The 22662-nt window shown below is 62.5% G+C and carries 22 protein-coding genes and 1 pseudogene; 6 read left to right on the plus strand and 17 right to left on the minus strand.

Annotated elements, in window-relative coordinates; genetic code table 11:
- Positions 1-10: 10 nt before the first annotated feature.
- The 15 genes and pseudogenes from H3V53_RS33400 to glnT all read right to left on the minus strand — a co-directional run bounded on the left by H3V53_RS33400 (position 11) and on the right by glnT (position 15914).
- The gene (locus H3V53_RS33400; protein ID WP_336601482.1) at positions 11-808 is read right to left on the minus strand and encodes an ABC transporter permease; all 798 of its coding nucleotides are present in this window, start codon (positions 806-808) and stop codon (positions 11-13) included.
- Between the two features lies 1 nt (position 809).
- Positions 810-1695, minus strand: a pseudogene (locus tag H3V53_RS33405) (ABC transporter permease).
- 53 nt (positions 1696-1748) lie between these two features.
- Positions 1749-2780, minus strand: coding sequence for an ABC transporter substrate-binding protein (locus H3V53_RS33410; protein ID WP_336601483.1), 1032 nt, complete (start codon positions 2778-2780; stop codon positions 1749-1751).
- Positions 2781-2851: 71 nt separating this feature from the next.
- The gene (locus H3V53_RS33415) at positions 2852-3166 is read right to left on the minus strand and encodes an NIPSNAP family protein (protein ID WP_054923428.1); all 315 of its coding nucleotides are present in this window, start codon (positions 3164-3166) and stop codon (positions 2852-2854) included.
- A gap of 23 nt (positions 3167-3189) precedes the next feature.
- The gene (locus H3V53_RS33420; protein WP_336601484.1) at positions 3190-4662 is read right to left on the minus strand and encodes an aldehyde dehydrogenase; all 1473 of its coding nucleotides are present in this window, start codon (positions 4660-4662) and stop codon (positions 3190-3192) included.
- A gap of 42 nt (positions 4663-4704) precedes the next feature.
- Complete coding sequence (locus tag H3V53_RS33425; RefSeq protein ID WP_336601485.1) at positions 4705-5748, minus strand: LLM class flavin-dependent oxidoreductase; 1044 nt, start codon at positions 5746-5748, stop codon at positions 4705-4707.
- 63 nt (positions 5749-5811) lie between these two features.
- Positions 5812-6768 carry a flavin reductase family protein gene (locus tag H3V53_RS33430; protein WP_336601486.1) on the minus strand — a complete coding sequence of 319 codons (957 nt, stop codon included), beginning with the start codon at positions 6766-6768 and terminating at the stop codon, positions 5812-5814.
- Positions 6761-7672 carry an alpha/beta fold hydrolase gene (locus H3V53_RS33435; protein WP_336601487.1) on the minus strand — a complete coding sequence of 304 codons (912 nt, stop codon included), beginning with the start codon at positions 7670-7672 and terminating at the stop codon, positions 6761-6763. The genes H3V53_RS33430 and H3V53_RS33435 overlap by 8 nt, the downstream gene beginning before the upstream one ends.
- Positions 7662-8249, minus strand: a complete 588-nt coding sequence (locus H3V53_RS33440; protein WP_336601488.1) for an amino acid synthesis family protein — start codon at positions 8247-8249, stop codon at positions 7662-7664. The genes H3V53_RS33435 and H3V53_RS33440 overlap by 11 nt, the downstream gene beginning before the upstream one ends.
- 824 nt (positions 8250-9073) lie before the next feature.
- A complete protein-coding gene (locus tag H3V53_RS33445) occupies positions 9074-9751 on the minus strand; it encodes a GntR family transcriptional regulator (RefSeq protein ID WP_336601489.1) in 678 nt (225 codons plus the stop codon).
- A gap of 233 nt (positions 9752-9984) precedes the next feature.
- Positions 9985-11331, minus strand: a complete 1347-nt coding sequence (locus tag H3V53_RS33450; protein WP_336601502.1) for an ammonium transporter — start codon at positions 11329-11331, stop codon at positions 9985-9987.
- Positions 11332-11537: 206 nt separating this feature from the next.
- Positions 11538-12896 carry an FMN-binding glutamate synthase family protein gene (locus H3V53_RS33455; protein ID WP_336601490.1) on the minus strand — a complete coding sequence of 453 codons (1359 nt, stop codon included), beginning with the start codon at positions 12894-12896 and terminating at the stop codon, positions 11538-11540.
- Positions 12897-12919: 23 nt separating this feature from the next.
- Positions 12920-13609, minus strand: a complete 690-nt coding sequence (locus tag H3V53_RS33460; RefSeq protein ID WP_336601491.1) for a GltB/FmdC/FwdC-like GXGXG domain-containing protein — start codon at positions 13607-13609, stop codon at positions 12920-12922.
- A complete protein-coding gene (locus tag H3V53_RS33465) occupies positions 13597-14505 on the minus strand; it encodes a class II glutamine amidotransferase (protein WP_336601492.1) in 909 nt (302 codons plus the stop codon). The genes H3V53_RS33460 and H3V53_RS33465 overlap by 13 nt, the downstream gene beginning before the upstream one ends.
- 20 nt (positions 14506-14525) lie before the next feature.
- On the minus strand, positions 14526-15914 hold the full coding sequence (glnT, locus tag H3V53_RS33470; protein WP_336601493.1) for a type III glutamate--ammonia ligase: 1389 nt from the start codon (positions 15912-15914) through the stop codon (positions 14526-14528).
- A 247-nt stretch (positions 15915-16161) separates the two neighbouring features.
- Here glnT and H3V53_RS33475 point away from each other — a divergent pair, with 247 nt between their 5' ends.
- The gene (locus tag H3V53_RS33475; RefSeq protein WP_336601494.1) at positions 16162-16764 is read left to right on the plus strand and encodes a helix-turn-helix domain-containing protein; all 603 of its coding nucleotides are present in this window, start codon (positions 16162-16164) and stop codon (positions 16762-16764) included.
- Between the two features lie 226 nt (positions 16765-16990).
- Here H3V53_RS33475 and hutG read toward each other — a convergent pair whose 3' ends face one another.
- Entirely contained in the window at positions 16991-17788 is a 798-nt protein-coding gene (gene hutG / locus H3V53_RS33480) for an N-formylglutamate deformylase (RefSeq protein ID WP_336601495.1), read from the minus strand.
- 20 nt (positions 17789-17808) lie between these two features.
- Positions 17809-18774: a LysR family transcriptional regulator gene (locus H3V53_RS33485; RefSeq protein ID WP_336601496.1), complete on the minus strand. Its 966-nt coding sequence runs from the start codon at positions 18772-18774 to the stop codon at positions 17809-17811.
- Positions 18775-18956: 182 nt separating this feature from the next.
- On the opposite strand from H3V53_RS33485, the gene H3V53_RS33490 reads away from it, so the two are divergent.
- The 5 genes from H3V53_RS33490 to H3V53_RS33510 form a co-directional block, all read left to right on the plus strand.
- Positions 18957-20144 (plus strand): NAD(P)/FAD-dependent oxidoreductase, encoded by a 1188-nt coding sequence (locus tag H3V53_RS33490; RefSeq protein WP_336601497.1) that lies wholly within the window; start codon positions 18957-18959, stop codon positions 20142-20144.
- Positions 20145-20165: 21 nt separating this feature from the next.
- Entirely contained in the window at positions 20166-20942 is a 777-nt protein-coding gene (locus tag H3V53_RS33495) for an electron transfer flavoprotein subunit beta/FixA family protein (protein WP_336601503.1), read from the plus strand.
- Entirely contained in the window at positions 20939-21874 is a 936-nt protein-coding gene (locus H3V53_RS33500; RefSeq protein ID WP_336601498.1) for an electron transfer flavoprotein subunit alpha/FixB family protein, read from the plus strand. Before H3V53_RS33495 ends, H3V53_RS33500 begins: the two co-directional genes overlap by 4 nt.
- Positions 21871-22518, plus strand: coding sequence for a HutD/Ves family protein (locus tag H3V53_RS33505; RefSeq protein ID WP_336601499.1), 648 nt, complete (start codon positions 21871-21873; stop codon positions 22516-22518). The genes H3V53_RS33500 and H3V53_RS33505 overlap by 4 nt, the downstream gene beginning before the upstream one ends.
- A 3-nt stretch (positions 22519-22521) precedes the next feature.
- Positions 22522-22662 (plus strand): FAD-dependent oxidoreductase (locus H3V53_RS33510; protein WP_336601504.1); only part of this gene is annotated, 141 nt, incomplete at its 3' end.

Genomic DNA, 22662 nt, shown 5'->3' on the forward strand with positions numbered 1-22662 from the left:
TTCACCTTGGTTATCGCGCGCGCCGCCGCAGTACGGCGCCCGCCAGCATCAACACAGCCGTCAGGCCAACCAGTAACGAAGACGCCGCCGCGACGACGGGCGTCAGGTCTTGCCGCAGCGTCGCCCAGATACGCACGGGCAACGTTTGCAGCGTGGGGTTCGCCATGAAGATCGACACCACCACTTCGTCCCACGATGCGAGGAACGAGAAGATCGCAGCCGCGAAGACGCCGAGGCGGATCGCGGGCAACGTGACGCGCAGCTTCACTTCGAGCGGCGACGCACCGCAGATCAGCGCGGCATCTTCGAGCGCTGTGTCGAAGCTTGCGAGCGAGTTGCTGATCGATATGATCGAGAAAGGCAACGCAATGATCAGATGGCCGATCACGAAGCCCATCATCGTTCCGTTCAGGCCGATGCGCAGGAAGAACGCATACAGAGCGACGGCGAGCACGACGACGGGCAGCACCATCGGCGTCAGGAAGAACGCCTGCACGGCATTGCGTCCGCGAAACCTGCCGCGCACCAGTGCCAGCGACGCGAGAAAGCCGATCAGCACGGACAACACGGTTACGATCACCGCGAGCTTCGCGCTGGTGAGCAGCGAGTCGATCCAGCCGGCGTCGGTGAACAACTGGCGATACCACTCCAGCGTCCAGCCCGGCGGCGGAAAGATCAGCCACTGAGAATCGCCGAATGACAGCACGACGATGAAGACGATCGGTAGCAGAAGGAACAGTGCGACGGCCGCGCCAACAGAGAGCAAGGCCCAGCGCAGCATGCCCAGACGGTCGAAATCGAGCAGCATGTTATCGGCCTCCCAAACTTGCATGTGCACTGCCCGTGAAGCGCAGTTGCAACGCATACAGCGAAAGCGTGACAGCCAGCAGCACGAACGCAGCCGCACCGGCAAGACCCCAGTTCAGCAATTGCTGCACGAGCTGCGCAATGAGTTCGGCGAGCATCATGTACGAAGCGCCGCCAAGCAATGCAGGCGTCACGAAGTAACCGAGCGCCATCACGAACACCATCAACGCGCCCGATGCGACACCCGGCATCGCCAGCGGTACCAGCACGCGCCAGAAAGCCTGCCAGCGGCTAGCGCCACAGATCGCCGCGGCTCGCAGTGTCGACGGATCGATGCTGCGCAAGGTTGCGTGCAACGGCATCACGAGAAACGGCAACATGATGTACGTCATGCCGATCGTCACGCCGATCAGGTTGTTCACCAGCGTGAGCGGCTCGCTGATGATGCCGAGCGCCATCAGCGTGCGGTTGATCGGACCCGTCTGTTGCAGCAGCACCATCCACGCGAAGGTGCGTGCCAGCAGATTGGTCCACATCGACAGCAGCATGACCGCGAATAGCAGCGAACTCAGCTTGCGCGGCGCGATGGCGAGCAGCCACGCAGTCGGAAAGCCGATCGCGAGCGTCGCCAGCGTCACCACGCCCGCCACGAGGAACGTATTGCCGAACACGCGCAGATACGTCGTCGAACCGACCAGCTGCGCATAGTTCTGCAACCCCAGCGACGGTTCGAGCACGCTGCGCAACAGCAGCGACAGCACAGGCAGCAGAAAGAAGATCACCAGCAGCAGCAGCGCGGGCATCAGCAGGCGCACGCTGCGCCAGTCGCGCCGCCGGCGCGTGGCCGTCGCGGGGGGGATGCGCGACGGTACTCAGAACATTAGGCATGGTGTCTCCCATCCACTTCGATCACTGTGCAATGCTTCGCGCGCCGTGTGTGCTCACTTCGACTGCCACGCGTACCAGCGCTTGGCGATGGCATCGCGGTTCTCGGCCCAGTACTTCATGTCGAGATTGATCTGCGAAGTCTTGTACTGATCGGGCAGCGTCTTCGCGGCGGCGGGCGACATCAGTGAGGCCGATTTCACGTTGATGGGCGCGTAGCCTGTTTCCGTAGCGAACTTCGCCTGTGCTTGAGGGCTGGTTGCGGCGGCCAGGTACTTCATCGCTTCCGCCTTGTGCTTCGCGCCCTTCGGAATTACCAGCATGTCGGCGGCCGTCAGGTTCTGATTCCACGAAATGCCGACCGGCACGCCTGTCTGTTCGAGCGCATGCAGACGTCCATTCCAGAACATGCCGATAGGCGCTTCACCCGATGCCAGCAGTTGCTGCGATTGCGCGCCGCCGCTCCACCACACGATGTCGCCCTTGATCGTGTCGAGCTTCTTGAATGCGCGGTCGAGATCGAGCGGATAGAGCTTGTTGGGCGGCACGCCATCGGCGAGCAGCGCGATTTCGAGCACGCCGGGCGCCGACCACTTGTAGAACGTGCGCTTGCCGGGGAATTTCTTCGTGTCGAACAGATCGGCCCAGGTGGTCGGCTGCGCGCTCGCGAACTTCGCCTTGTTGTAGCCCAGCACGAACGAGTAGTAGAAGCTGCCAACAGCATCCGGCGTCGAGAAGCGCGGATCGAGTTCGTCTTTCTTCACGACGGAGTAGTCGATTGGTTCGATCAGTCCGGCCTTTTGCGCCGCATATGCAAAATCGCCTTCGACGTCGACGACATCCCAGTTCACATTGCCGCTGTCGACCATTGCCTTGAGCTTGCCGTAGTCGGTCGGGCCATCCATCAGCACGTTGATGCCCGTTTCCTGCGTGAACGGTTGCGCCCAGTTCTTCTGTTGCGACGTTTGCGTGGTGCCGCCCCAGCTCGTGAAGACGATGGGATCTGCGGCGAGAACGGGCGCCGCCGCGAGAGTTGCCGCGCAGAATGCGATCAGCGGCGCGATAAACGAAGTGCTTCTGCTGCTCATGTCAATCTCCAGGAAACGGTGGGGTATCGAGGCAATGTGTATGGCGGCCAGTCGAACGTTCACTCTCAGACTCAGGCAAGCGGCGAAAAACGCGCTGGCTTCATGATCTTGTTTTCCATCTCTTCCATCAGCGCCTGAATCTTTGGCGCAAAGGCCTTCCACGTCGCATCTTCAGCAAGCGCCGCACGGCGGCGTTCGCGTTCGTCGAGACTTGGATAAGCCCAGATATGCACGATCTGGTTCTGCGGGCCGATCTCCGAAAAGAAGTAGCCGATCAACTGACCCAGATACCGCTTCTGCAACTCGATGCCCTCTTCGTCGACGAGCTTCAGATAAGCGGGCACCGCGCCCGTCTTGATGCGGTACGTGCGGATTTCGTAGTACATGTGGCGTCCTCGAGAGTTGGGTTCTAGCGCATTACGAACGGGTCGGCGATCGGTTCGTCCGATGTACGGATCCAGACCGACTTGGTGCGCGTGTACTCGAGCACGGCTTCGAGCCCACCTTCGCGTCCGAGGCCACTCAGTCCATAGCCGCCGAACGGCACGATAGGCGAGACCGCGCGATACGTATTCACCCACACGATGCCCGCGCGCAAGGCACGCGTCAGTCGATGCGCGCGCGTGAGATCGCGCGTGAAGACACCGGATGCGAGGCCGTAACGCGTGTCGTTGGCGAGCGCGATCGCATCGGCTTCCGTATCGAACGTGACGACGCTCAGCACCGGGCCGAACAGTTCTTCCATCACGCTCGGCACTTTTGCGTGCGGACAATCGACGATGGTCGGCTGGAAGTAGTTGCCCTTGCCCACGCCGTCCGGCTGTTTGCCGCCTGTCACCACGCGGCCGCCCGCTTCGATACTTGCGCGCAGCACGTGTTCGATATGTTCGAGTTGACGGCGCGTAGCAAGCGGGCCCATTTCGGTTTCCACGTCCTGCGGATCGCCGATGCGGATCGCCTGCGCCTTTGCGATCAGCCGTTCGATCAGCGCATCGTGAATGCCACGCTGCACGACGAGGCGCGAGCCCGCGACACAGCTTTGACCCGTCGCCGCAAAAATGCCCGCGACGACGGCATTGCATGCGCTATCGAGATCGGAGTCGTCGAATACCAGCACGGGCGATTTTCCGCCCAGTTCCAGCGACATCGACGCAAGGTTTTCCGCCGAATTGCGCACCACGTGTCGCGCAGTTTCTGGACCGCCTGTGAACGCGATACGCGATACGAGCGGATGACTCGTCAGCGTGCGGCCGCAGTCGTTGCCGAAGCCGGTTACAATGTTGACGACGCCTTTCGGAAAGCCCGCTTCATGCACGAGCCGTGCGAATTCGAGCAAAGGCGCGGGACCTTCTTCGGATGCCTTGAGGACGATCGTGCAACCCGCCGCCAGCGCCGGGCCGATCTTCACCGCCGACAGAAACAGCTGCGAATTCCACGGCACGATGCCCGCCACCACGCCGACAGGTTCGCGCCGCAACGTCACTTCCATATCGGGCTTGTCGACGGGCAGCCACGCGCCTTGAATCTTGTCGGCAACACCTGCGTAATAGCGGTAGTACTCGGCCACGTAACCGATCTGGCTACGCGTCTCACGGATGATCTTGCCCGTGTCCTGCGTTTCGAGTTCCGCAAGACGCGGCGCGTGTTGTGCAACTAGATCGGCGAGCTTGTACAGCAGCTTGCCGCGCGCGCTCGCCGTCAGGTTCGCCCACGCCGTATCGGTTAATGCGCGATGGGCGGCCTGCACTGCGCGATCGGCATCGTCGGGACTGGCGGCGGGCATTTGGGCCCACACGTCGCCCGTCGATGGATCGATGCTGTCGAACTGCTCGCGCGCATCTTCGAACGCTCCATCGATGTATTGCTGGAACCGCTGGACCATGTCAGCCACTCCAAGTTCGGTTACTGCGTTGCGTCAGTTGGATCAGCGGGATGCGAAGGCAGGCATCACGTCGGAGATGAACAGCTCCAGCGACTTGCGCTTGCGCTCGAAGCTCATGTGGTTGTCGAGCCAGAAGCTGTACTGGTCGTAGCCGAGTTCCTCGTAGCCCTTCAATCGCGCGATCACCTGTTTCGGCTCGCCGATCACGAGGTTCTTGCGGATCGCTTCGGACGAGTACTGCGGGAACATCGCGACGTCCGCGTCCGTCAGCGGCTCGATGAAGCCCTGCTCGACGGGACGCTCGTTCTTGAACCACTTGCTGAAGTAGCGATAGAACGTTGCAAGATCTTCGACAGCGCCATCCACTTCAGCCGCGTCCGCGCCGACGAACGTATGCATCAGCATCATCACTTGCGGGCGCGGCACGTCGGGATGCGCTGCGCAAGCAGCGTTGAAACGTTCCATCAGGCTCACGACTTCGGCATCGCCTGAAGCCAGCGATGTCACCTGCACGTTGCATCCATTTGCAATCGCAAATGCGTGCGAATTCGGATCGCGTGCGGCGAGCCACATCGGCGGATGCGGTTGTTGGATCGGACGCGGCACCGGCGTTGATGACGGCCACGACCAGAACTCGCCCCGATGCGCGTAATCGCCCTTGAAGAGCTTGCGCAGCGCGGGAACCAGTTCACGCATGCGTGCGCCCGCGCCCATCGCGTCCAGTCCCGGCAACAGGCGCTCGTATTCGAACGAGTAAGCGCCGCGTGCGATGCCGAGATCGAGACGTCCATTGCTCGCAACATCGACCATACCCGCTTCGCCTGCGAGTGCAATCGGATGCCAGAACGGCGCGATCACCGTGCCCGTGCCGAGACGGATGCGCTCCGTCTTCGCCGCGAGATACGCGAGATTGACGAAGGGATTCGGCGCGATCGTGAATTCCATTGCGTGATGCTCGCCGATCCACGCGGTTTCGAATCCGCCACGCTCCGCCAGTTGCACCAGCTCCGTCATCTGGTCGAACAGTTCGCGGTGCGACCGCGTGTTGTCGTACCGCTCCATGTGCAGGAACAACGAAAACTTCATGATGTGTTTTCTCCGATGGCAACTGCGAGTTGTGCTTTGCGCGCAGCGGGGCGCACAGAAAGATCAGTGCGCGAGTGCGAGTGTCTGCACGGTGCCCGCTTCCGTATCGCCGACATAGATGCCGAATGCGTCTTCACTGCGTTCGCGCACGTAGCGTTCCAGCATCGAACGCACGGCGTCGTCGCGCAGTTCTTTCCATGGAATCGACCCGAGCGGCACGATGCGCATCGCGCTGTCCATCCATGCCGCGCCGCTCTCGATCACGCGGCCGCGATAGTAGATCTGCACGCTCGACGACGATCCGCTACCCGATTCGAACACGGCAAAAATAAAGTCGAGATGGACTTTGAGACCGAGTTTGGCGAGCACGCCGTTCAGGCTCGTTGCGTCGCTTGCGGGTTCGAGCTTCTGTCCCGTCGGCAGTTGCAGACCCGTGGGCGTATCCAGCAGCACGAGACCGTCGCGATGCTCGAGAATCGCACCGACCTGCGCACGTGCACCCGCCGCCGCAAGTGCTTCCTGCGACAGACTGAAGTTCACATACGCGCCCCGGCAATAGCCGAGCGGCGACGAACTGGTATGAATAAAATCGACTACGCGTCCAATCAGGATGATGTGATCGCCGGCATCGACCACGTCATGTGTCGTGCAATCGAAACTCGCGGCCGCGCCATCCATCACAGGCGCACCCGTCGAGCGCGCGCACCAGGCGACTTGCGCGAACTTGTCGGCGGCTTTCGATGCGAACACGCCCGACACGTTCTTCTGATCTTCAGCGAGCACGCTGATCGCGAAGTGTTTCGTCTGCGAAAACACCTTATAGCTGGAGGCCGTTTTCGCGATGCACACCAGCACGAGCGGCGGATCGAGCGACACCGATGTGAACGAGTTCGCCGTGAAGCCGCGCGGCGAGCCGTCGGGCTGGATCGTCGTAACAACGGTCACGCCCGTCACGAACGCGCCGAGTGCACGGCGGAACTCCGCGATATCGAAAGGCTGCGGATTGAGAGACTCAGCCATGATGTTCTCCAGAGATCGATCCGTTGACGGTTTGCGCCAGGCTCGAAGCCGATGCTTCGGCGAGGAACGCGAGCAGGCTTGCGTTGACGCGCGCGGGGTCGGTAACGTTCATCATGTGTCGCTCGCTCGCGATAATTTCCGCGCGGCCATGCGGCGCGGCGGCTGCCATTGCACGCGACATCGCCGGGCTCGAATTCGGGTCGCATTCGCCCGTGAGGAACAGCGCGGGCACGGACAGACTCGCGAGCCGGCCGACATGGGCATCGTCCGAACAAGCGAACAGCCGATACGCGCGTGCATAGCCGACAGGATCGACCGACAGCAGCAGCCCGCGCACGGCTTGCGCCGCTTGCGTCAGGTGCACGGGAATCGGATCGCCGAACCAGCGCGACAACGTGGCGTCGATGCCGGCTTCGGTGCTCGCATCGGCGGGCTTTTCCGTTGACGTATCGCCGAGCGTTGCGGCGCGGTTCATCACCGCCGCGCGCTGCGCGGGCGTGCGGTCATATACCGCGTTGAGCGCTGCCACGCTCAGTGTGCGCTCAGGATGCGCCAGCGCGAATTCGAGTGCGACCAGTGCGCCCATCGAATGGCCCACTACATGAGCGCGCTCGATATTCAGCGTATCGAGCAGTGCATCGAGTTGCGACGCGTACTCGTCGAGCGTCGGCATGGCGGTCGGCAGTCCGCTGTCGCCGTGGCCCAGCATGTCGTACACGACGACCTGAAATGCGGACGTCAGCGCGTCGACCTGCGGCGCCCACACGCTCTGGTTCATGCCTACGCCGTGAATCAGCACTACCGTTTCGCGCGCACCGGCGGACTGCGACGCGTGCACGCTGTAGCTCGTGCCGCTCGCTTCGCCACGCAACACGGCGCGCACGGGAGCGAGTTCAGGCTTCATTGGACTCGAGCTCCTTCAGGTCCTGATAGCGGTCGCCGATGCGGTGGTGCGGCCGTCCGCCAATCGACGCGCCGAGCGCGATCACGAGTTCATCGGGCGCGGGCGCATCGACGATGGAGAACTGCACGGTCAGATAGTGCGAGCGCATACCCTCGTCGTGCTTGTGCATCAGCGGAATCGAGATCGGGCAGTTCGGGCCGCCGCGCAGGTTGGTGAAGCTCAGATAACTCTTCGCGCCGACGGCCTTGCGGTAGTGGTTGCCAAAACGCAGCGTGTGGATCAGCGCCGACGCGTGTTCGATTTCGCCCGATGTGCCGACGATGGCGGCCTTGCCGTAGCCTTCGATTGCATCGCCTGAACCCGCGACGCGCAGCATTTCTGCCGTCAGCATTTCGCCTAGTTGCGGCGCGAGGCCGTGGATCTCGGGCTTCAGATCTTCGACGAAGCCGCGTCCCGCCCATGGGTTGCGTAGCACGGCTGCTGCGCCGAACAGCTTCAGCGGACGTGGCGCTTCCTTGCCGCCCTCGATAAAGGTCTCTTCGACGTAGGTGACCAGTTTGCGCACTGCCAGCTTCATATCACTCTCCTTGCGGCGGCTCAGGGCCGTAAATGTGTGTTTCGTTGAGATTATGGTATGCCATCTTATGGTCCGCACCAAGTGCGTCAATATTATGGAATACCATGATATGGGTTATGCCCTTATTGGCATGTTTTTGGATGAGATGGGTTGGTGTGGCGATTGAAAAACCGTGTGGTTGGTTCGGGTCATTGCTGGCATCCGCGTTGCGCCTTCGCGGCGCAAGCGTTGCCCCTGTGCGGGGCGGCAGTTACTTTCTTTGCCGCCGCAAAGAAAGCAAAGAAAGCGGGCTAACACCGCCCGTTCTTGAACACCGCCTGACGGCCCCCAACGGGTTCTCCACTTCAAACGGCGTTTTGCCCTTCACTGCCCGTTGCCAGCGCCTCGGCCAGGCGCCTCGCCCGCTTCAATCACTCGTAGCGCAGCGAGCGGAAGCGAATGGTCACTGCCGCCCAGGTGGCAAACTGTGGGTAGGTCGTAGCGCTCCACACCTTAGCGCTCGTACGACACCGATCGTGCTTTCGAGCCGTGACCTGGTTTTCAGTCTGGAGTGAAGCGCATATGTCGCGAAGGCCGACACACAGTTTGCCGCCTTAGAACCTGGGAGATTTGATCGCACCAGCGCGGGAACGCGGGTGTGTGAAGTGGGTGAGGAGCCAGTTCAAAGCGTTGGCAGCGGGCATCGAGAAGGGAGATGCCGCGGACGGGACGGGGCTGTTGGGGGCCCGTGGGCAATTACAAGAACTTGCGGTGTTCAGCGGCTTTCTTTTGCCTACTTTTCTTTGCCAGCGTCGCAAGACGAAAACCAACCCGTGACCACAACCTCACCCCGCGCCGTCCTGCTCCGCCAGCACCTTCAGCGCCAGTTCAGCCGTCCTCCGGATATGCGCAAACGACGCCGCCGAAGCCGCCTCCCCATCCCGCCGCTCGATTGCATCGAGCAAGGTATTCATCTCGCGATTCGACTCGTCACCTCGCCCAGGGGTAGCAATCGTCAGCGCGCGCAGCCGGTTGATCCGCGCATTCAGCGTCTTCACAACCGTCAGCGACACATGCTTCTGCGCACCTTCGAACATCGCGTCATAAAACCGCTCGGTGAATTCGAGCACACGCGGCAGATCCTGCTGCACAAACGCATCTTCGATGTGCTTGCGGATACTGCGCAACTGCTGCACGAGTTCAGGCGTCGACCGATCTGCACAGGCCCGCGCCGCGTTAGCCTCAAGCAAACCACGCAGCTCGTAAATCTCGCCAACCTGCTCCGGGTCGAGACGCGCGACAATCGGCCCCTGCCGCGCGACGATTTCGACGAGACCTTCCGTCTCCAGATGCCGAAGCACTTCTCGCACTACCGTGCGGCTCACGCCCAGTTCGTCACACAACGTGCGTTCGACAAGCCGCGCGCCCGGACGGAAATAACCCTGCACGATCGCACCACGCAGCTTGTCCAGCGTGAGTTCGCGCAGAGTCTTGGCGTTGCGGTCGATCCTGAGGTCTGACATAGGCGGCAATAAGGAAAATGGACGAAGGTCCCGCCGCGCGCCGCACAAACGAAAGCGCGTCGGCTGGAATGCCATATTATCGTCCATCTTGCCCTGATGCCGCCCCGCGATGTGAGCTGCCGCCGGTTCGCTCATCACGCCGCACCGCACCCAGGCACGCACGGCGCGCTGCGCAGGCCGCGCGACGCGCGCTCCCAGCCGCCGCCGCCGCATGCCGGTGTAGGGCCTGGTGCTCACGAGTGGTACGCGTTCTCGCCGTGCGAGCTGAGATCCAGCCCTTCGCGCTCGCCATCCTGTTCGACACGCAGGCCAATCGTCATATCGACCAGCTTGAACGCGATCACCGACACCACGCCCGACCACACCAGCGACGTCCCCACGCCCCAGCATTGCGAGATCAGCTGATCGGCGATGCTGTAGTCGCCGACCTTGTTCGCGACGTAATCGTAGACGCCCGTACCGCCGAGCCGCGGCGACGCGAACACACCCGTCAGCAGAGCGCCGACGATGCCGCCCAGGCAGTGCACGCCGAACACATCGAGCGAATCGTCGACACCGAGCAGGCGCTTGAGCCCATTCACGCCCCAGTAACACACGATGCCCGCCGCGAATCCCATCACGATCGAGCCCATCGGTCCGACGAAACCGCATGCCGGCGTAATCACCACGAGCCCGGCGATCGCGCCCGACACCGCGCCGAGCATCGACGGCTTGCCCTTGAGCGTCCATTCGATGAAGGTCCACGCGACCGTCGCAGCACACGTCGCAAGCAAGGTCGTGACGAAGGCGAGCGCCGCCGCGCCATTCGCCTCCAGATTCGAACCGACGTTAAAGCCGAACCAGCCGACCCACAGCAACGAACCGCCCACCATCGTCAGGGTGAGGTTGTGCGGCGCCATCGTTTCCCGTCCATAACCTGTTCGCTTGCCGATCATGATCGCGCCGACCAGCGCTGCGATGCCCGCATTGATGTGCACCACAGTCCCTCCCGCGAAGTCGATTGCACCCTTCTGAAACAGGAAGCCAGCCGTCGCCGTCGCCTTTTCGCCCGCTGCGGCGCTGGTGTACGCATCGGGGCCCGGCCAGTACCAGACCATGTGCGCGATGGGCAGGTACGAGAACGTAAACCACAGCACCATGAACAGCAGCACAGCAGAAAACTTCGCCCGCTCCGCAATGCCGCCGACGATCAGCGCAGGCGTGATCGCCGCGAAGGTCAATTGAAACGCGACATAGATGTACTCGGGAATCACCACGCCTTTGCTGAAGGTCGCGGCTGTCGTGTCCGGCGTGACACCCGCGAGAAACGCCTTGCTCAAGCCGCCGAAGAACGCATTGCCTTCGGTGAACGCGACGCTATAGCCGTACAGCGCCCACAACACGCCAAGCAGACAGAACACGACGAGCGTCTGCATCAGCACCGACAGCATGTTCTTCGCGCGTACCATACCGCCGTAGAACAGCCCGAGCCCGGGCGCGGCCATCATCACAACGAGCAGCGTCGCGACGATCATCCATGCGGTGTCGCCCTTGTTCGGCACAGGGTCGGCGGCGAAAGCCGGCATCGCGAGCGCCAGCATCGTGAGTAACGCAACACATCTGACCAGACTTTTCATAGTGCGATCCTTTGAAAAACGCCGCGGCATGCCGCGTGCGACATGCGGCGAGCGTTGACGGTAGTGTGTGGACTTGACTGAACTGCGGAAACTGCAGGGATTGCAGAAAGGCCTAAGCGTTATCGCGGCTACTTGCGACGGGCGCGCACGCCCGCCGCATCACTTCGCTATCAATACTTCTGACCGGGAATCCACGACGTGCCCGCCAGCGGAATACGCGCCATCGCTGCCGCTTCTACCGTGAGCGCGACGAGGTCTTCCGGCTCCAGGTGATGGACGTTCTGCTTGCCGCAAGCGCGTGCGATCGTCGTCAGCTCTATGTTCAGCGTCTTCAGATAGTTGCGCACGCGACGCGAACCCTCTTCGGGTTGCAGGCGCTGTTCGAGCACGGCATCCTGTGTCGTCACGCCGACGGGACACTTGCCCGTATGACAGTGATGGCAGAAACCCGGCGACGTGTTGAGCGCCGCGTAATCGGCCGTAGCGGAATGCAGCGTGCCGTCCTTGAAGTATGTGTCGCTATTGCAGCCGAGCGCCATCAGCACGCCCTGGCCGATCGCCACGGCATCGGCACCGAGTGCGAGCGCTTTGGCCACATCGGCGCCCGTACGAATGCCGCCCGATACGATCAGCTGCACCGTGCCTTTCATGTTCAGGTCTTCGAGCGCATCGACGGCCTGACGCACGGCGGCGAGCGTCGGAATGCCGACGTTTTCGATGAAGCACGTTTGCGTCGCCGCCGTGCCGCCCTGCATCCCGTCGATCACGACCACGTCCGCGCCCGCGTGCACGGCAAGCTTCACATCGTTGAATGTGCGCGTCGCGCCGACCTTGACATAGATCGGTTTCTCCCAGTCGGTGATTTCGCGCAGTTCCTGAATCTTGATCGCGAGATCGTCGGGGCCGGTCCAGTCAGGGTGTCGGCTGGCCGAACGCTGGTCGACACCGGCGGGCAACGTACGCATCGACGCCACGCGTGGATTGACCTTCTGTCCGAGCAGCATGCCGCCGCCGCCCGGCTTCGCACCCTGGCCAATCACGACTTCGATGGCATCGGCGCGGCGCACGTCGTCGGGATTGAAGCCGTAGCGTGACGGCAGGCACTGATACACCAGCGTCTTCGACGACTGACGCTCTTCCTGTGTCATGCCACCGTCGCCTGTCGTGGTGGACGTGCCGGCTGCCGTGGCCGCGCGGCCCAATGCTTCCTTCACGTTCGCCGACAATGCGCCGAAGCTCATGCCTGCAATCGTGATGGGAATGTCGAGCACGACAGGCTTCTTCGCGAAGCGCGTGCCGAGCAACGTCTGCGTCGCGCACTTCTCGCGATAGCCTTCGAGCGGATAGCGCGACAACGACGCGCCGAGAAACAGCAGGTCGTCGAAATGCGGCACGCGGCGCTTGGCACCGAGACCACGGATTTCATAGAGTCCGCGCTGTGCAGCGGTATGGATGTAATCGATCGTCTTGCGGTCGTAGCCTTGCGACTCTTCCTGCTGCAAGCGGGCGAAATGAATGGGCTTTTCCATGGGGACGTTCTCGTATGCGGTGTTCAGTATTCCTGGTCCGCGTCCGCGTTCCAGTGATAGAGCGTGCGTGCCGAAGCAATGCGCTTGAACGCGTGCGGATCGTGCTTCAGGCCGGCTGCGTCGAGTAGCGAGGCAACTGCCGCGAAGTCCGCATCTGTCATCGCTTCGAACTGCGCATCCGCACCGAGCGATTTCACATCGCCCTTCACGTACAGCACCGCTTCGTAGAGCGAGTCGCCGAGTGCGTCGCCTGCATCGCCGCAGATCACCATGCGGCCCGCCTGCGCCATGAACGCCGAAAAGCTCCCCACCGATCCACCGACGACGATATCGCCGCCCTTCAGCGAAATGCCGCAACGCAAACCCGCATCGCCGTCGATCACGAGCAGCCCGCCATGCGCGGATGCACCCGCGCCATTCGACGCGAAGCCCTTCACATGCACCTTGCCGCTCATCATGTTTTCGGCGACGCCCGTACCCGCGCTGCCTTCGATCACGATGTTCGCGTGCTTGTTCATACCGCCCGCGTAGTAGCCCGCGTGGCCGTCGATCGTGATCGTCACGTCGGCATCGACGCCCACCGCAATGTTGTGCGCGCCGTTCGGCGAGGTCACGGTGATCTGCTGGTCTTTGAGCGCAGCGGCATCGCCGTGCAGATACTGGTTCACTTCCCTGACCGATCCGCGCTCAAGGTCGAATGTCACGCTTTCCATACATACATCTCCTCGGGTGCGGGTTCGAATACTTTCGCGTTCTTGATGTCGGGCAGATGCGCGAGCGAGCGGAACTCGGACGCGATCGCCACGTAGTCGTCGTTCTCGGCGACGACGGCGGGCTTGCACGCGAACGGATCGCGAATCAGCGCGAGTTCCGTGGTCGTGCCCATCAGGAACGTGTAGAAGCCGTCGAGTTCTTCGAACCCCTTCTGCAACGCTTCCGGCAATGCATCGCCTTCACGCAGACGCCATTCGAGAAAGCGGCAAGCGGCTTCCGTATCGTTGTCGGTATCAAAGTGAATGCCTTGCGGCTCCAGCTTGCGACGCACGCCATAGGGATTCGACAGCGAGCCGTTGTGCACGAGACAGAAGTCTTCGCCCGCCGTGAACGGGTGCGCGCGATCCGGCGTCACAGCCGATTCCGTCGCCATCCGCGTGTGGCCAACCAGATGCGAGCCCTTCAGGTTCGCAAAGTCATAACGATCCGCAACCTGCGCGGGTGTGCCGATGTCCTTGTAGAGATCGATCGAACGTCCGGTCGACAGCAGATACAGCTTCGGATAATGCTCGTGCAGCCAGCGCTTTACGTTTTCCGCATTGCCTTGCAGCGTCAACACGGCGTGATTGCCTTTCGCGTCGATACGCGCCGTCACATCCATCGCGGCATTCAACGCGTCGAGCAGCGGCGTCCATGCAAAACGATCGCCTTCTTCCGTGAAGCCCGCGTACAGACTCAGCTTGCGCTGGCTCGCATCGACTGCCTTGCCGAACACAGCAAGACCCGCCGAATCCGGACCGCGCTCCGTCATGCCGATCAGCATCGGCACCATCAGTTCGCCGAGCCGTTCGCGTAGTGCCGGTGTCTTCACCAGCAGACCTACGATTCCACACATATTCTTCCTCCTCGTGATGCCTAGAAAAATTCGAGGTAGCTTTTCAGCTCCCAGTCCGAGACGTGACGCATGTATTCGAGCCATTCCATGCGCTTCAATTTGAGGAACTCGTCGGCAACGGGACCGAGCGCGTCGCAGATCAACCGATCTGATTCGAGTGCGTCGAGTGCCTGTTCGAGGTTCTGCGGCAGCACGCCAATCTCGCGTTCCTGCAATTGTTGCGGCGACCACGTGTAGAGGTTGTCGTTAGCAGGCTGACCCGGCGACAGTTCGCGTTCGATGCCATCCAGCCCCGCCGCGATCACGGCCGCTGTCGCGAGATACGGGTTACACGAGCCATCGGGCAGACGCAGTTCGATGCGCTCGCCTGGCATGCGCACCATCGTCGAGCGGTTGTTGTCGCCGTAGCTGACATAGGCAGGCGCCCACGTCGCACCCGTCAGCGAGCGGCCCACCACGAGGCGCTTGTATGAATTGACGGTCGGATTGCACAGCGCCGCCAGCGCGGGCGCATGCGCAAGCAGACCCGCCGTGAACTGATAGCCGAGCCTCGACAGCCCCATGCCGAGCGGATCGTTCTTGTCGGCGAACAGATTGCGCTCGCCATCGCCGATCGACATATGCATGTGCATGCCGTTGCCCGGGCGGTTCGCGAACGGCTTCGGCATGAACGAGCAGATCATGCCGAGTTCGTTAGCGATCTCCGAGGCGGCCATCTTGAAGAACACGTAGTGATCGCACGACGTCAGGCAATCAGTGTACGTGTAGTTGATTTCGAACTGACCGTTCGCGTCCTCGTGATCGATCTGATACACGTCGATGCCGACGTCGCGCATCGATTCGGTGAGCTTTTCCAGGAAGGCACGCGTGCGCGACAGCCCCTTGTAGTCGTAGCACGGCTTGGCCAGCGTATCGCTCGGGTCGCACGGTTCGAGCACGCCCGACACCGAGCGGCGCAGCAGCGAGAACTCAGGTTCGAGGCCGGTAAAAAGCGTCCAGTTGCGCTCGGTCATGCGCGCGACCTGCTTCTTCAGCGTCACGCGCGAATCGTAAGTCCACGGTTTGCCATCCACATGCCCGTCGCAAACGATGCGCGCCAGGCCCGTTTGCCACGGCATCGGCGTGAGCGTCGACAGATCGCCGACAGCCATGAAATCGGGACCGTTCGGCTCGATGCCGACGCCCCAGATCGCGAAACCCGCGAATCCCGCGCCCGCCTTCAGCACGCTCTTCAGATGCGCAACGGGCACTGACTTCGCTTTCGCCACGCCGTGAATATCGACGAATTGCGCCAGCACGTATTTCACGCCCTGCTGTGAAAGCCAGGCTTGCGCGTCTTCGGCCGTCTCGAAGCGCGGCACGCTTCCTAGCTCGTTGACGGGCAGCTTGCTCGCGTCGTTCAGGTTCATCGCCACTCCTTGCAACAACATCCTTCGCTGGTTTGAAAAAGCCACGCGACCTGCGCATGACCCGGCTGCACGAGCATGCCGCGACGCCATCGGCGCACTGCAGGCATGTCCGCATGTTCGCGGTGGAATTTATTGTTATGCAACAATGATTCCCCACCTGAAACCTATCGGGCGCGACTGAGCCTTCCCTTCGATACATGGCGCGACGTCGCGATCTGCTAACCTTGCCTTTTCATCGAGGCCAACCATGCAAAACGGGGACGACAGCAAATCACCGCTCGAACGTTATCTCGGCTCGACGATCCGCGAGTTGCGCCAGTCCCATGGACTGACCATCGCGCAGGTCGCCGAGCAGGCCGGTATCAGCCGCGGAATGCTTTCGAAAATCGAAAACGCGCAGACTTCCACCGGACTCGACGTACTCAACCGCATTGCGCAGGCCTTGGGCGTGTCGATGTCGACGCTGTTTCGCAACTTCGACGTACCGCACGGTGGCGCCCAACTCGTCAAGAAGGGCGCTGGAATGGAGGTCGTCCGCAAGGGCACGAAACGCGGCCACACCTACCATCTGCTCGCCTACGACCAGGGACCGCGCAAACTCTTCGAGCCGTTCCTGATCACGATGGAAGACGAGGCAGAACGCTTCCCCGTCTTCGAACACCCCGGCACCGAATTCATCCATATGCTCAAGGGCGTGATCGAGTACCGCCACGGCCAGCAAACCTACATCCTGCATCCGGGCGACACGCTCACCTTCCGGGGCGACGTACCGCATGGTCCCGAACGGCTGATCAAGACGCCGATCCAGTTCCTGTCGATCTTCGTCTACTCTCAGACTGCCGCCGAGTGAACTGCACCTGCTTCGTCCTTCTTTATGCAACGTCCATGCCATGTTTATTAAAGGGAATCAAAAGTTCCTGCGAATAAACACCGGCGGCGCATTGAGGCATTCGGCTCCGTTCGACATCGTTTGCACTGCCACTGCGCCTGCCTGACCGCGGTGCGGCCGAATCGTGAATCTGGTGCGCATCTGCACTGACACGGTAAGGCCGGTTACGACGCTGTATCAGCGTTGCTTATAAAGTCTGCAACGCTCCCAGCGCGCCTTCGATCATCGCGCGCACCACAGGCTGCACGCGTTCGGCGCCCCGTGGTTCATATGCGAAGGGCGCTTCTTCACTCATATAAGTGGACTGGCACATCTCCAACTGGATTGCGTGGATGCCGTCGCGTGGCGAACCGAAATGACGCGTGATATAGCCGCCTTTGAAGCGGCCATTCGCGATCCACGTAAAGTCACTTCGCGCCGCCGCCGATTGCGCCGCTGCCTGCAAAGCGGGCGCTGCCGTGCGGCCGTCCTGCGTGCCGAGGTTCAGATCGGGCAGCTTGCCGTTGAACAGACGCGGCAACACGCTCGCAATCGAATGCGCTTCCCAAAGCAGCACATTCGCGTGCCGTTCACGCAGACGCGCGAGTTCCGCGCGCAGCGTGTCGTGATACGGAGCCCAGAACTGTGCAACGCGCCGCTGTTTTTCATCCGCGTCCGGCTCGCAGCCCGCGCGATAAACTGGCTCACCGCGAAACGTCTCGGTCGGGCAGAGGCCTGTGGTGGTTTGCCCCGGATACAGGCTCTCGTCGTTCGATGGCCGGTTCAGATCGACCACATAACGCGACACGTTCGCGCCGAGCAAAGTCGCGCCCAACTCCTTCGACACGAAATCGTAGAGACGGTCGAGATGCCAGTCCGTGTCCACGAAGGTCAGCGCTTTGTCGGTATAGAGATGCTGCATCGCCGGCGGAATGCTATGCCCCAGGTGCGGAATCGAAACCAGCAGCGGTGCAGCGCCACGTTGCAACATGTACAGCTCATTCATTGGCATCACTCCATGAAGAATCAGCGCAGCGCGTCGTCGGGCAGTTGCGGCAACGCGCGCGCGAGCGCCGGTTGAATCGAACGGTCGATCACGGCGCGCGTCAACGTGACGATTTCACCAGCGAAGTCATCCCACTCGCCCTGCCGGTGCAACACAAAAAAATCACGCCGGCCGAGGCGCCCCGACGGCAGCGGCAACACGGCTATCTCGTCGAGATAATGACGGGCCTGCCACAGGCACAGCGGCGTCGAGATCGCGAAGCCAAGGCGCGCGGCCACGAGGCTCAGCAGCGGATCGGTGGCATCGAATTCATACCGGCGCGGACTGTCGATACCCAGATGCCGCGCAAATCGCTCCACCTGCTGGCCAATCACCGAGCGCGCCGTGTAACGGATCAACGGCAGGTCGTCCGCCAGCGTGCGCCAGTCGATCTGCGCGCGGCCCGCGATATGACTGCGCGCCACCACCGCCACGAACGCCTCTGAAAACAGCGGCGCTTCGACGATCCGCGCATCGTTGAGCGTCGTTTGCGTGCACACGGCGATATCGAGTTCGCGGTCGTGCAACTGCTTCGACAAGCCCGGCGTAAGTCCCGACCACAACGAAATCTGCCGCGTCGAATTGGACACCGCACGAATCAGTTCAGGACCGACCGTCCCTGCAAACGAATCGACGCAGCCAAGCCGCACGGGCAGCTTCCCCGCATTGGACGCATCGCCGATCCGCGTCGTCACCATCTGCGCATGTTCCAGCAGCGGCCCCGCCAGTTCGAGCAGCGCCCGGCCCGCGATATTCGGGCGCGGCGGGCGGCTGTCGCGGTCGAACAGCGTCATGCCCTGCTCACGCTCCAGCGCCGATACGGCCTGGCTGATCGCGCTCTGGCTCACGCCGAGCTGCTTTGCCGCGCCCGTCATCGAGCCCGTCTCGCACACGGCGACGAAAGCCTGCAGCGCGCGCAGATCGATTGGCGTTTGGGTTCGTCTCATCCTGACTCCAGTGTCGTCGAGGGCCGGCACGCGCCGCCCGGCGACGACGCATGGTGACCCTTCAAAAACGTCCCGCACTCACGATGAGCGTTTTCGGGCACGCAGCATAAGTTTGCCTAATACAAAATTCGCGCGCGCTTTGGCTTTCTAGAATCGGCTCCATTGCCCTTCCAGAGGTCTCCATGAGCCACTATGACTTTGTCGTGATCGGCGCCGGCGTGATCGGCGCGTCGGTCGCCCACCATCTCGCCGCCCTTGGCGCTAAAAGCGTGCTCGTGCTCGAGCGCGGCACGATCGGCGCGGGCACGACGTCGCAATCGTCGGGATTGCTGCGCACGCACTATTCCGTGCGCCAGAACGTCGAGCTGGCGCGTTCGTCGTGGTGGGCGTTCAACAATTTCGCCGAATACGTCGGCGACGACGAAGCGTCGTGTGGCCTCGTCAAATGCGGCTACATGATCTGCGCGCCCGAAGGCGACAAGCTCGATCCGCTGCGCGCATCGCTCGATGCACAGCGCGACATGGGTATCGAAGTGCAGTTGCTTGGCCGCGATGAAGCGCGCGAGCGTCTGCCCATCGCCAGCTTCGACGACACCGCCCTGATCGGCTACGAACCCGAAGCCGGTTTCGCCGATGCGTATCTGGTCGCGACCAGCTTCGCCAGATCGGCACGCCGCCGCGGAGTGAAGATCATCGAAGGCGCGACGGTGACGGGCGTGATCCGCGAAGGACGACGCGTGGTCGGCGTCGAAACCAGCGCGGGCAACTTCAGTTGCGGCACGTTGATCAGCACGCAGAACATCTGGACGCCCGAACTGGCTGGTTGGATCGGCGTGCCGCTGCCCGTCAAGCCGGAGCGCCACACCGTCCTCGCGCTCGAATGCGACGAAGGTGCGTACACGTTCAAGATGCCCGCGTTCAAGGATCTCGGCTCGCCCGGCATGCTGTATTTCCGCAGCTACGGCGGCAGTCAGATGCTCGTCTCCGAAGGCGTGGTGGGCGAGACGCTGAATGCGCCGGAGACAGAACAGGGCGACATCTCGCTCGACTACGTCGCGGAAGTCGGTGCGCAGGTCGCCGAGCGTTTTCCTGCTTATGAAACGGCGGGACTCGCATCGTCGTGGACAGGTGTGTATGACGTCACGCCGGACTGGAATCCGGTGCTCGGCAAGGTTGGCGATGTCGAAGGGCTGGTGGTCGGCTTTGGCTTCTCAGGGCACGGTTTCAAGCTGTCGCCCGGCATCGGCAAGCTGCTTGCCCAGCATGCGCTCGGCCAGCCAACGGATGTCTCGCTCGCGCCCTACGCGCTCGACCGCTTCTCGACGGGCGCATTGCTCGTCGGCAAGTATGGTTCGGGCGCCGTGTCCTGATTCGTGGAGTCCGTCATGACCATCAAGATTCTGGTTCCTGTCAAACGCGTCGTCGATCCGAATGTGCGTGTGCGCGTCAGCGCAACCGGCTCGATCGATACCAACGGCTTGAAGATGTCACTCAATCCGTTCGACGAATGCGCCGTTGAAAAGGCGCTGCAACTCAAGGAAGCGGGACACGCTACCCATGTAACCGTCCTCACCTGCGGACAGGCGAACTGTCAGGACGTGCTGCGCACCGCGCTCGCAATGGGCGCCGACGACGCCGTACTGATCGATACGGGCGAAGACACCGCGACACTCGATTCGCTGGCGGTCGCACGTCTGCTACACGCGTACCTGTCGGCGCACGAAGGATACGGTCTCGTGCTGTGCGGCAAGCAGGCCATCGACGACGACACGGGCGGCGTCGCCGCGATGCTCGCGGGCCTGCTCGACTGGCCGCAGGCGCTCGACGCGAGCGCGATCGACGCAGACACCAATGGCTGGCGCGTGACCTGCGGCGACGACGCGGGCACGGCGACGTGGCGTCTCGAAGGCGCTGCCGTCGTCAGCGCGGACCTGCGGCTTGCCGAGCCGCGGCGTGTGACGCTGCCGAGCATCGTCAAGGCGAAACAAAAGCCGCTCAGGACAATCGATGCAAGCATCTTCAACGTGGATCTCGCGCCGCGAACCCGCCTCGTTGGCTTGAGCGATCCGCCCGCGCGGCAGGCGGGCATCAAGGTCGCGGATACGGCCGCCTTGATCGAGGCGATCGCCGCGCAGCGTGTGTTCGAACAAACAGGAGTGGCAGCATGAGATCGCTCGTTCTGGTGGATATCGACAACGGCGTCGTCAGCGACGCGAGCCTGCGCGTGATCGGCGCAGCGCTGCAGATCGGCAAGCCTGTCGATCTGCTCGCCTTCGACGCCGACGCTGCACAAGCAGCCGCGCAAATTGCGGGTGTGGAACAGGTGCTGCTGGCGGCGTTCGATACCGCGCCGACGGCTGAGTCGCTCGCCGCCGGACTGCAAGGTGATTCTGTTTCGGCAAACTATACGTTGATCGCTGCCGCGCATCGCGCGCTGGCTCGTGGCGCGTTTCCGCGCGCAGCGGCGCGTGCGGGTAGCGCGTTTCTCGCGGATGTCACGGGTGTATCCCGCGATGGCCACTTCGTGCGCGGTCTGTATGCGGGCAGCGTCGTGGCGAACGTCGCAAGCGAAGGCGCGCTGACGTTCGCGACGTTTCGCGCATCGTCGTTTGCGCCCGTTGCACGCGACGGCGGACACGCCACCATCGTGACGCTCGAAGCACCGGAAGTCTTCGGCAACACGACGCTGATCGAGCGTCATGCGACGCAGCAGGCGGGACAGGATCTGTCAAGCGCGCGTGTCGTCGTGGCAGGCGGTCGCGGACTCGGATCGAAAGAGAACATGCAGCGGCTCGGCGAACTGGCGGACAACATGGGCGCTGCGCTCGGCGCGTCGCGCGCCGCCGTCGATGCCGGCTATGCGCCCAACGCCGCGCAGGTCGGGCAGACGGGCAAGACGGTGGCGCCCGATGTCTATCTGGCCTTCGGCATCTCCGGCGCGATCCAGCATCTGGCGGGCATGAAGGATTCGAAGCTGATCGTCGCGGTCAACAAAGACCCGGATGCGCCGATCTTTTCGGTCGCGGATGTCGGTCTCGTCGGCGATCTGTTCGAGACCGTCAGCGGACTCGAAGCGCGCGTCGCAGCGAGGAGCGCATGATGATCGACGCACTGTCGCGTGAACGTGTGTCTGTGCGGCGTCATGGAACCACGGCGCTGCCTTCGCATCAGTCAATTCACTTCTTCGATTGCTCGAAGCTCGCGCCCGAGCCATGGGCGAACGGCGGCGGCACGACCCGCACGGTCGCGCTGCAATCCGCCGACGATCACGCGATGGACTGGCGCGTCAGTATCGCGACGCTCAATGGATCGTCGAAGTTTTCGCTGTTTACCGGGCTCGATCGCACGCTCGTGTTGCTCGATGAAGGCACTGTGGATCTGCATTCGCAGGACGGCGAGTCGGTCGCCCGGCCTTTTCAGCCGGTGCAGTTTTCCGGTGATCTGTTGATGTGGGCGAGCATGTCCGTGCAGCCCTTGAACGTGCTCAACGTGATGACACGTCGTGGCGCGTTTCAGGCTGCGGTGAGCGTCGCGACCCATTCGCTGCGTGTCACCCCGGCGTCGACTCAGATCGTGCTTTGCGTTGCGGGCGAATGGCGCGTCGGTAGCTCGGTGCTCAATAGAGTGTCCCTACCGCCGATGACGGGCATCTGGTTCGAGGGCCGGCGTGAAGAGATCGACCTGCACGCGGTTGGGCTGGGCGCCCGACTGGTTTCGATTGCCATTGCGGGCGTGGAGCGTTGATCGATGACGGATGCGAAGTGGGTCGAGCAATACGGGCCACGTGAATCGATGGAGTATGACGTCGTGATCGTCGGCGGCGGTCCTGCAGGCCTGTCGGCGGCCATTCGCCTGAAGCAGCGCGCCGCGGAAAAAGGCGCCGAAATT

The organism is Paraburkholderia bengalensis (assembly GCF_037126505.1).
In the GTDB taxonomy this organism is placed as follows: Bacteria; Pseudomonadota; Gammaproteobacteria; order Burkholderiales; family Burkholderiaceae; genus Paraburkholderia; species Paraburkholderia bengalensis.